This is a genomic window from Aminobacterium sp. MB27-C1 (genome assembly GCF_030908405.1).
Taxonomy (GTDB): Bacteria; Synergistota; Synergistia; order Synergistales; family Aminobacteriaceae; genus Aminobacterium.
On record NZ_CP133089.1, the window covers coordinates 1,120,921 to 1,135,061 of the forward strand.

Genomic DNA, 14,141 nt, shown 5'->3' on the forward strand with positions numbered 1-14,141 from the left:
TCGAAGCAGACCCTATATATTATATATAGAGATTCTGTAATCTAAGATCGGCTGTGTCTTCCCATGAAAAGGAAGAAGAGCAGACGAAACACCTTCTGCTAAAGTTACTTGATAAATATGGGGGAGCGACTCTCGAACAGCTCTTTCCCCAAGGTCTGCAAAATGTTATTGACGGAGAGAGCTGTTTCCATATACAATTAAAAAATGAAGGTCTCTTTACGAGACCCTGTAGTGAATTGTGCCGCGATTATATAATGTCTAACCTTAAGCTCGTCCGAGGAATAGGCCCCCACTATGAAATGAAGCTTAAAAAAAGGGATATAACACACTTTCAAATCTCATTGAACATTCCCGTTATGGCAATTGCGCTCAAGAGATTATGTCACTCTTTGATGAAGATCCATGCGAACTGGTAGATTGTGTCAGTGGCCTGTTCGGATCCTTCTCTCTTGGCCCTATCCGGACTGTTTGAAGAAGAAGATCTCTTTTTCATGGACATCGAGACTCTTGAACTGTCCGGAGTTCCCCTGATACTTATCGGTGTAGGCGAGATGTCCGAGGGGATCATAACTGTAAATCAGTATCTCCTGAGAGACATCAAGGAAGAATACGCAGCCCTTCAGTCGTACCTGGTTCACCTTAGATCAAAAAAGGCACTTTTCACATATAATGGTAACCTTCATAGACGGACGTTTTACCTATAATGGAATCCCTGAGGCTCATGACATAACCCATTTCGACCTCATGCATTTCTGCAGGCGAAGATGGAAGAACTTCCTTCCCAACTGCAAGCTTAAGACCATCGAAACGCACCTGGTGGGTGCTGAAAGGGACGATGATGTTCCCGGAGCCTATGTTCCTCACTTCTACGATACCTATTTGAGGGAGGGCAATCCTGGGCCCCTGGTACCCATTATTAAGCATAATCGACTTGATGTTGTACATCTTGCCAATATATATTCCTACCTATGCGGAGAGTGGTTCGATGCCAAAAATTAAAGCTATGCTGAAATCCCTAAAAATAAACAAACATTTCTCCCAAAGGATCTGTCATGTCTGGCAGAACAGTCCTATAGATGCGGAGTATGGGCCCGTTCCTCAGGATCTCGACCCCAAGATAGTATCCTATCTCCAGAAAAACAGCATAAGCCTCTACTCACATCAGGCGGAAGGAATAAAGAGATGCCTGGCTGGCGAAAACGTAATCGTCACCACTCCGACTGCAAGCGGAAAAACCATGATCTTCAACCTTTCAGTTCTAAATAGTATGATCAAGAACAAGAAATCCCGGGCCATGTACATCTATCCGAGAAAAGCCCTTGCTAACGATCAGATGAAGTCTCTCCTTGTCCTGGAGAGGGATCTGGCAATAAGGATCAACCCAGCTATATACGACGGAGATACGCCCCAGTCTCAGAAGGGGACCATAAGAACCAGATCAAGGCTCATAATGACAAACCCGCACGAGCTTCATTATTGTCTGGGAAACCATTATAAATGGAAGAAAGAATTCTGGGAGAACCTTGAATATATAATCATTGACGAAGCCCATATGTACAGGGGGATCTTCGGATCTCACATCGCACTTCTTTTGCGAAGGATAAAGAGGATATGCAACTGGTACGGGTGTAACCCAAAGTTAATTCTGTCCTCGGCTACCATCGCAAACGCCGTCGAATTTGCAGAAAAACTCACGCAGGAAGATTCGTTCTGCCTCATCGATAAGAGTGGAGCTCCAGAATCTTTGAAGCATTTTGTCCTTTACAATCCCTTCATGGAGGGCCTAGGATACTACCTGTCTCCAGCAAATGAAACCCTAAGACTCTTTCATCTATTTGTAACTAAGGGCCTTCAGACTCTTTCTTTTGTTGGCAGCAGAAAAATGGCAGAACTAATTGCCTTCTTTTCCAAAGGTTCTCTAAATAAAAAGAACTTTGCCGATCTTGCAGACAAGGTAATAGTCTATAAGGCAGGCTATACTCCTGGTTAACGTAGAGAGATAGAGCAGGGTCTTAAACAGGGAAATTTACGGGGTGTGGTTTCCACCAATGCTCTCAAACTCGGAATTGATATTGGATCTCTGGATGCTGTAATCCTGGAAGCTCTCCACCATCAGTACTGGTAAGTCCCACGCCCAGGGGATGGGTCTACTCCGGAAAGAGCAGGGCTCCAGAGCTTGTCTCTCTTACCGACTCTGATATGAACAGTTCCTTCAAGATCCTCTGTAATGGTGTAGTTCTTGAAACTATAGAACGTGACAAGATATATGATGAAGCACACCCAAATGCAGTATGGATCCACATGGGACAACAGTATCTTGTCAAAGAGGTCAATGAAAATCTCCAGACCATCACAGTAATTAGAAAAGACATGGACTACTACACCAAGACCATGAAAGAAATCAACGTTTCAAACATCAAAGAAGAAGAAAGGATAGTCTATTCGGACAATCATTGTTCACTGTGCAAGGGAGCACTTACCGTCACCAGGCATATTTGGGGATATAAGGTTATGAAGGATGACCAGGTTCTGGAAATACATAACGAAGAGTTTCCCTCCACATCCATCAATACAAAAGGATGAATCCGTTTTTTATTCTGGTTTGGTCGGGATTGAGCATGCCCAATTGGGGATTTCCCCCCCCTTTTCATAATGTGTGACCAACGACGAAACATCGATGGAAAGACCTTTGCCATGCACCCTGAGACCCAAACCCCCGCCATTTTCATATTTGACAACTTTGACGGAGGACTTGGCCTTACAGATGCCCTTTTCATTGCTTTCGATGATATCTTTGAGAAAGCAGCTTATATCGTAAATCACTGTAATTGCAAAGAAGGTTGTCCTGGATGTATTTATCTACCGCGTAGGAAGGAAGAGAATATGTCCATCAACAAGGAAGTTAAAAAGGAGTTTATGAATTTTATGTTGAAGCCATCTGTTCATTAGCTATTGTTGAATCTGGGCGAAAGAGTCTCCAGTTATGCTTTGCCATGGAGATTTCTCAAATTACAACTCAAACTATCATCGGATTTGCAAGGCCTTAATTGGAGGGGTTCGAGTCCCCTCTCTCGCACCATTCTGGGAATAAAAATAGGCGGCTTTAAAGCCGCCTATTTTTTATCTCTTTCAATCTGAATAAACTCTATACGTTTAAGATATCTTTAGTTTTTTCTGCTCTGAAAAGAAAAAGAGCAAGAAAGTCAGTCCAACACTGACTAAAGATATGATTGGCTGGCTATGAAGAGCCGCTAAGGCAGTGAGCACAAAAAGCCCTCTGTACCACTTTGGCAAAGGAGCACGTGCAAAACCTGTCAGGGCAAAGGCCATACCAGTAAGAGCACCTATTCCACTAATTATAGCTAACAAATTTTCTGTTAATGTCCCCTGAAGTATCAACCCGGGATCATAACAAAACGCAAAAGGAACAACAAAAGCTAATATGCCAAGTTTACTGGCAGTGAAGCCTGTTTTATTCGGTGGCGATCCCGCAATAGAAGCTGCGGCATAGGCAGCTAATGCTACAGGAGGAGTGATGTTAGACACGATGGCATAGTAAAATACAAAAAGATGCGCCGCGATAGGAAGGAATCCTATCTTTGCAAGGGCTGGAACGCCTAATGCAGCCCCAAGAATATAAGCACTGGTAGTAGGCAATCCCATACCAAGAATAAGAGAGACTAATGCTATCAAGACCAATGCCAAGAATGAATTACCACGGGCAAGTTGAAGAACAGCACCTACAAATTTAAACCCAATACCAGATAGAGCTACTGAACCAACAACTAAACCAGCCGACGCACATGCAGTACAGATAATAGGGATATTTTGTGATCCATCGTGAATGGCCGCAAGTATTTGTTTTGGCCCCATACGTCGAGCAGGGTTAGGAAGTGAAATGGCCCAAGCAAGAATAATGCCAGCAATAGCTCCGTACATAGGGGTATATCCAGCAAGAAGCATATAGACAAGCAATACAATGGGTGACATCATATATAAACGTTTGATAACGACTTTTTTTGAAGGCAATTCGCTAGCCGGTAGCCCTTTAAGTCCATCTCTAATAGCAGTAAGGTGTACCATCAAAAGCACAGCCCCGTAGTAGAAGAAAGATGGGAGAATCGCCGCTATTATTATCTTGTTAAATGGAACCCCTAAAAGAGCAGCCATAACAAATGCGCCGGCTCCCATAATCGGAGGCATGAGCTGCCCTCCAGCACTCGCAACAGCTTCTACTGCTCCGGCAAAATGAGGTTGATATCCAATACGTTTCATTAAAGGAATTGTAAAAGATCCTGTGCCATAGACATTTGCTACTGCAGATCCTGAAATTGATCCAAATAGAGCAGAACTCACGACCGCAATTTTTGCCGGTCCCCCAGCGGCAGTACCTGTGAAGGCTTGTGCAAATTCCATAAAATATTCACCTACACCACTTTTTTCTAGAAAGCCGCCAAAAATAAGAAAAATCATAACGAACGTCGCTGAAACACCCAACGACGAAGAAAAGATTCCTTCATCGGTAAGAAACATTCCTTCAATAATTCTTTCAAATTCTGTGGGTACACCACGAAGAGCTGCAGGAAGAAAGCTAGCGTCGCATACGTATGTATAAACTGTAAAAGCCACAGCTACGATAACTAGAGGAAGCCCTACAATGCGACGAGTTGCTTCTAAAAGCAATATAATCAACAATGTACCGAGTACAAGTTGAATCATTGTCAACTCGTCAACTCCCTGCATACGCATCATAATTTGATCATAATTAAGCATAATATAGAGTCCAGGAGTTGCTGAGACTGCTGCAAGAATCCAATCGTACCAAGGAACTCTCGTTTCTGGATTTAAAACTTTTTTCGAAGAAATGGGGTAAAGGACAAAGGTCATCGGCAAAACCCAAGTTAGGTGGATTGCCCTTTGTAGATATGCCTCAAAGGAACCAAAAACAGCTGTGTAGAGATGAAAAATTCCCATCGCTAGAATATAGACATAAAGTACCTTTGCGACATTACCGTCAAGTTTTCTCATTACATAAAAAACCTCCTTGGCTAAAAATCGGGATATCGTTCTCCCTACAAGGAATAAAGGAAAAAAGAAAACAGAAAAGAACCTAGAAAGCGAAAATTTCGCTTTCTAGGTGTTTAGTTTACGTGGATATTACTGCATTACTTGGCGGCAACCTCATCCCAATATTTAACAGCCCCAGGGTGACTCTTAATAGGAGCAGTAGGAACTGCCGTAGCAGGATTCAGTTCTTTCATATCAACTACAGCTTTTGCAAGAGTATCCTGGTTTTCATACATAGTTTTACAAAGGTCATAAACAACCTGCTCGTCAAGATCGCTGCGAACAACTATACATGTATAGTCACCGACAACTTTAACAGGAGTATCTGTCACTGACTTATAAATACCAGGGTCAACGGTGAAAGTTACCGTACCATAGTCAGCGCCGATTTTATCAAGAGTATTCTGTTCCATCCCGAGAATAACGATGTCCGTCTGGCTTTCAATCTGCATAACGATTGAAGCAACTTTACCGACAGAGAAGGCAAAAACGTCAAGATGGTTATCTGCAATTAGGTCTGCTCCGCCAGAGTAAGAGGCATACTCCACAGAACCGCCCCATTCTTTCAAAGTTTCGCGATAATCGACTCCAAAACCAGACTTAAATATACCGTTAACGATAAACTCGGAACCTGTTCCTGTCTTAAGAGTGGCAAAGCGCGTTGGAATTTTACGTGCAACCAAATCGTCAAGAGACTTAATATCATTCTTTTCAACAAAATCTTTGCGAGCTATAAAATAAGTATACTGAGTATAGAGATTGGCAAGAATCGATGCATTCCCTACAGCGTCTTTGAAAGGTGCCATTCCACCTTTTTGAGCCACTGCTACCATTGAAGTATTAGAGAACCCCAAGTCTCCCTTCCCTTTGTCCGCATTGATAATGTTGGCAACTGCACCCCCGGTAATACTTGTCGTGGGGATTGTTTTCTGAGACCAGAGTTCTGCAAGAGCTCCACCTAACGCAAACCAGTTCCCGCCAGGAGGCCCCGCCATAAAGCGAAGCTGCGATGGGGTGTCCGCAGCAACGACAGATGCTGTAAACACACAGGTTAAGGTAAGAAGAAAAATGATGAACTTTTTCAAACAAAAACCCTCCCTTTCAAATACTTAATTAAGATAGAACAAATTCGAAAACTTTTATTTCTATCTTTTGGAAAGTAATATATATACCTATGAGGGCATTGTCAATTCCAGTATTTTAGATATTAAACACTAAGCAGATTATTTGTAGTATATTTCTCCCACAAATTTTAATTTAGCACTGAGCAGACTTAAAACATTTATGAAATTCGTATTGTAGGCGATATAGTTGACAACATCAACTATATCGCCTACATTATTGTTAATATTTAAAAGAAACATCAAAAAGAGTTCTACTGTAATTAATCTACTGTAATTTTGGAGGTTGTATGAGACAATCTACGATTTCGGAGATAAGCAGATCGTTAATAGAAATTGCTTGGTATTTTGGCCCCAGAGGATTGAATGGCGAATGCTGTGAAAACCTTACTATGCCGGAATTCATAGCATTAGATAAAGTTGCCTCCGCACCGAATTGTCCTGTGCAAGATGTCGGTTATTCACTTGGTTTTACGAAAAGTGGCGCAACAAGGATTGTGAATCGGCTCGAAAAAAAAGGATATGTCGAAAAAGTTAAATCACATAAAGATGCAAGAGTCTGCTGTTTAGAAATAACAAAATCTGGAGAACAGGTTTTGGTATCCATCGATTTACGCTACATGGAACAATTTCATGCTCTTGTTTCAAAAATGCCGGAGCATTCCTTTGTCGATATAGTTGAGATGCTTAGTGCAATGGCAAAAGCACTAAAGAGCTAATATCTAGGTCTTTATGATTAACTATGTCAAGGAGGATTTCAAAATGAACAATTTTGTCAGTGTTATTCAATTTTTTTTGTTTGTTACCGCAGAGCTGACGGTGCTATTTCTAGGAATCAGCACAGTTGTTACCATAATATTAATGTATATGCCGCAAGACAAGCTCAAAAACTGGCTCGCTCATCGTGGAATATGGGGTAATTTTCTGGGTGCTACTGTTGGCTCTCTAACTCCTTTTTGTGCTTGCTCAACCATACCAATGACCTTAGGTATGTTGAGCGCTGGGGCACCTTTTGGGTCGGTTATGTCATTTATCATCGCTTCGCCTCTGCTGAATCCAATCATTATAAGCATGGTTTGGGTTCTTATGGGAACGAAAGCTAGCTTAATTTATTTCTTCGTCACTTTTTTCGGATCGATTCTTTTCGGTGTTTTTCTTGAAAAAATAGGGGGGGCAAAATATGTGAAAAAGGTGAGGATCCAATCTAAATGCTGTTGTGCAAATAACGAGTCAGTAAATATTCCAATAAATTTTTCGAAAAAATTAAAGGCGTCATTTATTTCTGCCTGGAGTGATTTCAGAGCCATCCTTATTTACCTTCTTATTGGTATTAGCATCGGCGCAGTAATTTATGGCTACATTCCTCAAAATTTCGTAACAAAGATAGCTGGGCCTAATAATCCGTTTGCAATTCCAATTGCGGCCATTATTGGTGTTCCGCTTTATATACGGGCAGAAACAGCGATCCCGATTGGATTGGCGTTGTCTCAAAAAGGGATGAGTATGGGAGCCGTTATTGCTTTGATCATTGGCGGTGCAGGCATGGCAATACCCGAAATGATCATGCTCGCGGGTATCTTCAAAAAACGTTTAGTCAGCGCAATAGTTATCGTCATATGGGCTACAGCAGTTATAGGCGGATATGTATTTAACTCAATGCTTTAATATAAAAATAGATTAACTGTTGGCTATTATGAAAACCAGCTAGACGTTCGCTTACAGATACCTACAAGCATCAGCATCACCGGTACTTCTATCAGTACACCAACTACTGTGGCAAGAGCAGCACCCGATGAAAGGCCGAATAACATAACGGCAGTGGCAATGGCCACTTCAAAATGGTTGGAAGCACCTATCATGGCAGCCGGAGCGGCATCTTCGTATTTTAGTTTGAGGATATTTGCTGCACCGTAGCCTAGTCCAAAAATGAGAACGGTTTGTAAAAACAACGGTATGGAAATCCACAAAATGGTCAGCGGGTTGGCTAGAATAGTTTCGCCTTTGAAGCTGAACAGCAGAATTAGAGTCAGCAACAGTGCACTGATGGTTACCGGTGTTAGAACATGTAGAAATTTTTCTTTGAACCACTCTTCACCTTTGTATCTGATGATCCATTTGCGGGAGAAATATCCGGCAATCAGAGGCAATGCCACGTAAATAGCCACGGAAAGGAGTAGAGCCTGCCACGGCACCGGCAGCTTACCGACACCTAGTAGGAATCCACCCAACACGCCATAGAGAACCAGCATAGTCAAAGAGTTAATGGCAACCATGACGAGAGTGAGACCATCATTGCCACGAGCCAGATATCCCCAGACCAAAACCATGGCAGTACAAGGGGCGATTCCCAACAAGATACATCCGGCAAAATAACTTCGCCATAGCGGAATTTGAAGCATCTTTATGCCATTCTGCAAGACTACGGTTCCCACGCCGTGCACCGCTCCAACCGGAAGGTGAAGACCAAACGGCATTTTTACCAGGTCCACAGCTTCGGCCCCTATCAATCCCTTAAGCAGGATGCCAAGAAATAACATGGCGATGGCGTACATGGTAAACGGCTTGACGCACCAGTTGATAAACAGGGTTAGAAAAACCGGCTTTCCGCTTTTCCCTGCTTTGACCACGCTGGCAAAATCAATCTTGACCATGATCGGATACATCATGAAAAACAGGCAAATGGCAATCGGAATGGATACTACAGGCGCTCCATTAACATTGATACTCATGCCATCCAACATTTGTGCCAGCCCCGGCGCGATTTTGCCGAGAAGAATCCCGGCCACAATACATAACCCGACCCAGACAGTCAGGTATTTTTCAAAGTTGCTGGTCATATGCCGGTCGTTTACAGGAGAAATTTCATTGCTCATAATGATAAACCTCTCTTATGCTAGAACCACCCCGCTGCGCACCCACAGAATTGTCCGCTACTTATTCAATGCTTCGGGCAGGGTTTCGATAAATCTTTTGATTTCGTCACGCACTTTACGATAGCACTCCAGTTGCTCTTCCTCCGATGCGTCTTGCTCCGCGAGTTCCTTTGCCATCTTTGGAGGATCGTCAAAACCGACATGTAGAACTTTGCAATTACCCGGAAAGAACGGGCAGGTCTCGTGGGCATTGCCACATACAGTGATCACTACGTCTAGTTCGACATCCTTGAATTCGTCAATATGTTTGGGTTTGTGCCCCGAAATATTCACTCCGGCTTCGGCCATCACTTTTACAGCGTTTTGATTAAGGCTACCATTTTCGACCCCGGCTGAATAAGCCTCGATAACATCATCTTTCAGATGACGGGCCCAGCCTTCTGCCATCTGGCTGCGGCAGGAATTCCGGGTACACAGAAATAATACTTTCAGTTTTTTACTCATGATCTATCTCCTAAATTTGTTAAATCCCCTTATTCGGAACAGCATTTCTCGTCGCACTGTTTTCTGCAAAGATCCTCTGGCTCTCGCGAAGTGATTCTCTCAAGTGTTTTTGCGTCGAGAGCGACATCCGGGTCATTGCTTAATTGTGCTTCAACCCAATCAATCAACGTAGCAAGATCATTTTGTTCCCGGCGAAGCCGGTAATAAACCCATCGGCCGTCTTTTCGGCTGTCCACTAGCCCTGATGAAATCAGAACTCCCATGTGTCGGGAGGCCGTCGCACCTGTAACTTGAATCAACTCCGTCAGTCGACAGGCACACAACTCGTTGCACCTCATGAGTGCTGACACAATCCGTAGCCGATTCCGGTCGGACAGTGCTTTAAATATTGCAGTCAGTTTACCCATTTTAGCCCTCATTGTATTTACTCAGTTAGCCAAGCATCTAAGTAATATTATGTAAAAAAAGAAACTCAGTCAAGTTTCTTTCTCACCAGAAGTCCTTCCTTTTCAACAACAGCTATAAGGAAAACAGAAAAAGGTCTCAGACCAACCAATTTAGAAAAGTTATCGGCTTCCTTTCCATATATTCCTCTGAGATCAAAAAACTTCTTACCTAAAGACTTGCGACGTTCCAATTTTGGGAAAAGGAACCGGGTCATAAGGGATTCCGTTCATTTGTGCTAATTTCTTTACATTTAGAAGATGAATTACAGGTATGCCTTTGTCTATAAAGTAAAAAATAAGCCCCTTACGCGGCCCATTGGGTAGAGAAGGAATATCTTGTACAAGTCCATTCGGAAATGATACCGAATCGTCACCATCTCCAAAATTAGCTGACGCGCCGCCTATATTTACAAAACATTGAATAGTTTCCCCTTTCGAAGCCTCTTTATAAATAGAAAGTCTCCTCTTTATGCTTTCATCCATTTTTTGCTCACTAATAAGATAGAGCCTTGATCGCTTAGCTATTTCCAGTATTTCTTTTTGAGCTTCAGGGAAGAACATTCCTTCAGCCAGATCATTATGCCCCCCCATAGAGACAGCAACAATACTAAAAGGAAGTATTCCCCGTTTCGATATCTCTTTTAACATATCTAAAAATGTGAACTGTGGGAGGTTGGCTCCATACATTGAAGCCCCTATAGAATATATAACTAATGGATGAAGATCCAGCGCCTGCGCAGCAGAAAGAGTTGCGAGTATAAGTGCGGGGAATGAGCCACTAGCACCAATACAAACAATATCTCCCTTTTTTAAGCCTGCTTGATTTAAGTATGTTACCATCATAGCGGCGAAATCAGGATTAGCAGAGCTGCGCTTATCTTCAACTTCCCCAAGAGTCGTTGTAAGGGGCGTAAATTCTTCCCCTATAATGCCTGTCATATTAGGATCTAAAACATGATCTATAGGAATATTCATTGAAAGACGCTTTTCTTTGATAACAGACAAAGAATTTTTCATAATTTCAGCTGCTTCAATCTGTTTATTGTGCAATCCTGGCTTAAAAAACCCTTGAAGGGCAACAAAAAGTAAAATAAAAGCAAGAATATGAAAACGCACGTCTAGTTTTTTCATATATACCCATTCTTCCTTGATAAAAAATAAAGTATAAAATTGGCTGCAGCATAATCGCCGCAGCCATAAGGATACAAACTGTTAACAAAATGTACGTATTTTAGGCCTATCTCTTAAGAGGACCATACCCAATGAAGTTGTTCCATTCTTCAGGATATCCAGTTGTTTTAAAGTTACGATATCCAAGGGCATAGTTTCCAAGTAAATGATCACCAAGTTTAAGCCAATCCTGGTTCCAGCGAACAGCCCTATTATAAGCAAAATCTGTTATATGCTGTATTGCTTGTGTCTTTTTGCCAGCATTCCAAAGTTTTGCCGCATCTCTTTGAACTTGTGCAGTTTCACTATATTGATACTTAAGTTTAGGATCACGGAAATCATAAATTTCTTTAATTGCTTCGCAATAACGAAGTGTTGCCATTTCCTGAACGTAGGAATTAACCCACCAGCCAGAATCTCTTCGGAAATCCTCAAATCTAGAACCTACTTCATAAAATTTGGGGAGTTTTGTCATAATGGGCCAAAGTGGGGTAATGTACGTCGTATCAGGAGCACCGTATCCAAACCAGCTAATGCCCTTTAATCTACTTGGCATTCCAGGATGAACCTGTCCTATATGGATGTAGCACGTTCTATGCATGTTAATTGATCGTTCCCAATCACCTTTTCCCTTATTAGCATGGCGAATAGGGTTCCCCCAGGGACCAGCTGCCGGCCCTTTTGTAAGATCATATTTTGTTCCCTGATAATAGTCGCCCTTAAGTTTAAAGATATCGTGAACAGAGAGCTTCTTGTCGGGTTTTACAAAGAGAGGGTAATTGTGCTCGCTTGGACTCTGTTTCAGAGAAGGAGTTACAAGTTCCTGGGCTCTCCATACTCTTCGTGTGGAGTAGAGTCGTTCCCAATAAGGAGCATATACTTCAGCTGGGCTGAATTTTTTTACATTGACTTCCGTAGGCTTAATCCATTTCATCTTTACGCCAAAAGATACGATATTGGGGGAGTGCATGACATTTTTCTTATCGGTAATGTCTATGTCACGAAGACGAGCACGGTTAGCAGCAACAAAGAACATATCATCTGGCATACGAACTGCGCACCAAACATCGCGTCCGTAAAATTCTGCAATCCATACCTCATCGCCATCAGTTATATTAATCGTTTCACCAGGGCCAGCCCATCCATATTTTTCAACAAGGTCGCCCATAATTCTGACAGCTTCTCGCGCTGTTTTAGCTCGTTCAAGAGCAATATCCTGAGCAAACCAGCAGTCGATTATTCCGTCGCTTTCAGTCTCCATAACTCTTTCAACTTCTGGGTTATCTGTTCCAAATGTTGATTCTCCCATAGCTAAACCCATTTCGTTCATGAAAGAATAACGAGATTTGAAATAACGATAAGTATGTTTAGCCTGTGGCATTTCCCCCATAACTTCACCTGGCTCATATCCATGATCGTTCATAATTATTTTACGAACAGATCCTGCGGGCCAGTCTTTTTCAGGAATAATCCAAAGTTTGAAGTTGGCACTTGTCGAGTCATCGTTGTGAGTGATCATTGCCGTTCCATCAATAGATGCCTTATTACCTACAGCAACAATGGTACACGCGAAGGAAACAGATGCCACGAGAAGAACGAGAGCAAAAGCTACAAAAACCGATAGTAATCTTTTTCTTTTCTCCATTCTTGTACCTCCCCTTTGTTATGAGCCACTTTTATTTGATTTTGTTAATTTAAAAACACCTTTTGTGGATCCGCTCTTGAAGGGTCGTGATAGTAATGTCCAACATCATTTTCCATAAGATCGTTAAAATCTGGCCAACTTAGAATAATTTCTTTTTCTGGATAGAAATCATTCATTTGTCGAACGAGTTCTAAAATACTTGACAGATGTCTTCCAACTCTGTATTTCATCGGAGCTCCTCGCTCAATGTCATATTCAGGAGCACAGAAAAGCAGCCCGTGTTCTGAAGCAGTCTGCAAAAACTCATCTTTTCCTTCAAGCATGAGTTCTTCAGTTATTTTGCCTGCAACACGATCAATAAAAGGTTCCTGTGTTTCCATCAGTACGGCAAGAACCCCTTCGTAATTTTCTTCTGGTACTGGAGAAAAATCTCCAACCTCTCTATGGGTAAGCCCACGAAGTTTCTTAGGACTTGCCTCGCATTTCATAGGAAAATCTCTGGCACTCAATTCCATAGAGGCCATCATTGCAATATCCATTGCGTTGTCATGAGCAACATAGGTGCTCACAACTGGATACATGAGAGATGCTTCGTGTGTATCACAAAAGAGATCTGCTTTTTCCTTTCGTATAAGCTCCATAATGGCGAAAGCAAGTTTTTCAGTTAGATTGCCGTCTGGTCTGCCAGGGAAGGTTCTGTTGAGGTTCCTGGCATCTGTATAGGCTAAATTTTGCTTTGAAGGATAGTGTACGTACGTAAAAGGATCTGGCCATTGATGGAGAGGGTCCGTTGAACGATCTCCTATTCGAAATCTTTTGGGACCAAATGCCGTTTCAATATGGAAAAACTTAGGGTATGCATTACCAAGCATTCCCACATATGATGCACTCATATTTGCATGAGGAATGATAAAAGCTCTCCCTTTTTCAATTTCAATGTTTTCCATAGCTACATAAGCAGATTGTGTTGTTGCTGGTTCGTAAGGATGGGTTCCTCCCAAAAAGACGAGGGTCCCACCAGAAACTCCAGAATCGAAAATGTAAACCGGAGTATCTACAGGGGTATCTTTAATTCCTTCAAAATAATCGCTCAACATTACTTTTTTTGTAAAATCATTTGACACTACGATGGTTTCTTGGAAATTTCGTAGATCAAGAAATTCTCTCGCGCCGAGAAAAGCAACAAGAAGAGCGACACCGAGTATTATTATTTTTTTGATAATTTCTTTTTGAGATAACTTTTCTATACTCACGATGCCCACCTACTTTATATGTAAAACCCTTAGGAGAAAGGGTATCAAGGTGTAAGCATAAA

13 protein-coding genes and 1 pseudogene are annotated in these 14,141 nt (G+C 42.1%); 6 read left to right on the top strand and 8 right to left on the bottom strand.

Annotated features, from left to right (window positions below; all coding sequences use genetic code 11):
* Positions 1 to 491: 491 nt before the first annotated feature.
* From RBH88_RS11720 to RBH88_RS11725, 4 genes and pseudogenes are all read left to right on the top strand, one after another.
* Positions 492 to 999 (top strand): annotated as a pseudogene (locus RBH88_RS11720) (ribonuclease H-like domain-containing protein).
* Positions 986 to 1,990 carry a DEAD/DEAH box helicase gene (locus RBH88_RS05415; RefSeq protein WP_307880042.1) on the top strand — a complete coding sequence of 335 codons (1,005 nt, stop codon included), beginning with the start codon at positions 986 to 988 and terminating at the stop codon, positions 1,988 to 1,990. Before RBH88_RS11720 ends, RBH88_RS05415 begins: the two are co-directional and overlap by 14 nt.
* A 209-nt stretch (positions 1,991 to 2,199) precedes the next feature.
* On the top strand, positions 2,200 to 2,583 hold the full coding sequence (locus tag RBH88_RS05420) for a hypothetical protein (RefSeq protein ID WP_213691351.1): 384 nt from the start codon (positions 2,200 to 2,202) through the stop codon (positions 2,581 to 2,583).
* A 69-nt stretch (positions 2,584 to 2,652) separates the two neighbouring features.
* Positions 2,653 to 2,949 (top strand): Zn-binding domain-containing protein, encoded by a 297-nt coding sequence (locus tag RBH88_RS11725; RefSeq protein ID WP_213691350.1) that lies wholly within the window; start codon positions 2,653 to 2,655, stop codon positions 2,947 to 2,949.
* Between the two features lie 204 nt (positions 2,950 to 3,153).
* On the opposite strand, the gene RBH88_RS05425 is transcribed toward RBH88_RS11725, so the two are convergent.
* Together RBH88_RS05425 and RBH88_RS05430 are read right to left on the bottom strand one after the other, a co-directional pair.
* Entirely contained in the window at positions 3,154 to 5,028 is a 1,875-nt protein-coding gene (locus RBH88_RS05425) for a TRAP transporter fused permease subunit (protein WP_307880043.1), read from the bottom strand.
* Positions 5,029 to 5,165: 137 nt separating this feature from the next.
* Positions 5,166 to 6,152, bottom strand: a complete 987-nt coding sequence (locus tag RBH88_RS05430) for a TAXI family TRAP transporter solute-binding subunit (protein ID WP_374047600.1) — start codon at positions 6,150 to 6,152, stop codon at positions 5,166 to 5,168.
* Positions 6,153 to 6,478: 326 nt separating this feature from the next.
* Here RBH88_RS05430 and RBH88_RS05435 point away from each other — a divergent pair, with 326 nt between their 5' ends.
* Positions 6,479 to 6,907: a MarR family winged helix-turn-helix transcriptional regulator gene (locus RBH88_RS05435; protein WP_213690737.1), complete on the top strand. Its 429-nt coding sequence runs from the start codon at positions 6,479 to 6,481 to the stop codon at positions 6,905 to 6,907.
* Between the two features lie 43 nt (positions 6,908 to 6,950).
* Positions 6,951 to 7,853, top strand: coding sequence for a permease (locus RBH88_RS05440; RefSeq protein ID WP_213690736.1), 903 nt, complete (start codon positions 6,951 to 6,953; stop codon positions 7,851 to 7,853).
* A 26-nt stretch (positions 7,854 to 7,879) separates the two neighbouring features.
* Here RBH88_RS05440 and arsB read toward each other — a convergent pair whose 3' ends face one another.
* The 6 genes from arsB to RBH88_RS05465 form a co-directional block, all read right to left on the bottom strand.
* The gene (arsB, locus tag RBH88_RS05445; RefSeq protein WP_213690735.1) at positions 7,880 to 9,061 is read right to left on the bottom strand and encodes an ACR3 family arsenite efflux transporter; all 1,182 of its coding nucleotides are present in this window, start codon (positions 9,059 to 9,061) and stop codon (positions 7,880 to 7,882) included.
* A gap of 57 nt (positions 9,062 to 9,118) precedes the next feature.
* Complete coding sequence (locus RBH88_RS05450; protein ID WP_213690734.1) at positions 9,119 to 9,565, bottom strand: arsenate reductase ArsC; 447 nt, start codon at positions 9,563 to 9,565, stop codon at positions 9,119 to 9,121.
* Between the two features lie 29 nt (positions 9,566 to 9,594).
* On the bottom strand, positions 9,595 to 9,984 hold the full coding sequence (locus tag RBH88_RS11730; protein ID WP_374047601.1) for an ArsR/SmtB family transcription factor: 390 nt from the start codon (positions 9,982 to 9,984) through the stop codon (positions 9,595 to 9,597).
* A 192-nt stretch (positions 9,985 to 10,176) separates the two neighbouring features.
* Positions 10,177 to 11,142 carry a poly-gamma-glutamate system protein gene (gene pgsW / locus RBH88_RS05455; protein ID WP_213690732.1) on the bottom strand — a complete coding sequence of 322 codons (966 nt, stop codon included), beginning with the start codon at positions 11,140 to 11,142 and terminating at the stop codon, positions 10,177 to 10,179.
* A 106-nt stretch (positions 11,143 to 11,248) separates the two neighbouring features.
* Entirely contained in the window at positions 11,249 to 12,826 is a 1,578-nt protein-coding gene (locus RBH88_RS05460; protein ID WP_213690731.1) for a dipeptidase, read from the bottom strand.
* Between the two features lie 44 nt (positions 12,827 to 12,870).
* Complete coding sequence (locus tag RBH88_RS05465) at positions 12,871 to 14,079, bottom strand: deacylase (RefSeq protein WP_307880044.1); 1,209 nt, start codon at positions 14,077 to 14,079, stop codon at positions 12,871 to 12,873.
* Positions 14,080 to 14,141 lie beyond the last annotated feature (62 nt).

Bases quoted from the DNA above. Each gene is read 5' to 3' on its own strand.
- RBH88_RS05425 (WP_307880043.1), bottom strand. From the start codon at position 5,028: ATGAGAAAACTTGACGGTAATGTCGCAAAGGTACTTTATGTCTATATT.
- RBH88_RS05420 (WP_213691351.1), top strand. From the start codon at position 2,200: ATGAACAGTTCCTTCAAGATCCTCTGTAATGGTGTAGTTCTTGAAACT.
- RBH88_RS05460 (WP_213690731.1), bottom strand. From the start codon at position 12,826: ATGGAGAAAAGAAAAAGATTACTATCGGTTTTTGTAGCTTTTGCTCTC.
- RBH88_RS05450 (WP_213690734.1), bottom strand. From the start codon at position 9,565: ATGAGTAAAAAACTGAAAGTATTATTTCTGTGTACCCGGAATTCCTGC.
- RBH88_RS05435 (WP_213690737.1), top strand. From the start codon at position 6,479: ATGAGACAATCTACGATTTCGGAGATAAGCAGATCGTTAATAGAAATT.
- RBH88_RS05440 (WP_213690736.1), top strand. From the start codon at position 6,951: ATGAACAATTTTGTCAGTGTTATTCAATTTTTTTTGTTTGTTACCGCA.
- RBH88_RS11730 (WP_374047601.1), bottom strand. From the start codon at position 9,984: ATGAGGGCTAAAATGGGTAAACTGACTGCAATATTTAAAGCACTGTCC.
- RBH88_RS05415 (WP_307880042.1), top strand. From the start codon at position 986: ATGCCAAAAATTAAAGCTATGCTGAAATCCCTAAAAATAAACAAACAT.
- arsB (WP_213690735.1), bottom strand. From the start codon at position 9,061: ATGAGCAATGAAATTTCTCCTGTAAACGACCGGCATATGACCAGCAAC.
- pgsW (WP_213690732.1), bottom strand. From the start codon at position 11,142: ATGAAAAAACTAGACGTGCGTTTTCATATTCTTGCTTTTATTTTACTT.
- RBH88_RS11725 (WP_213691350.1), top strand. From the start codon at position 2,653: ATGTGTGACCAACGACGAAACATCGATGGAAAGACCTTTGCCATGCAC.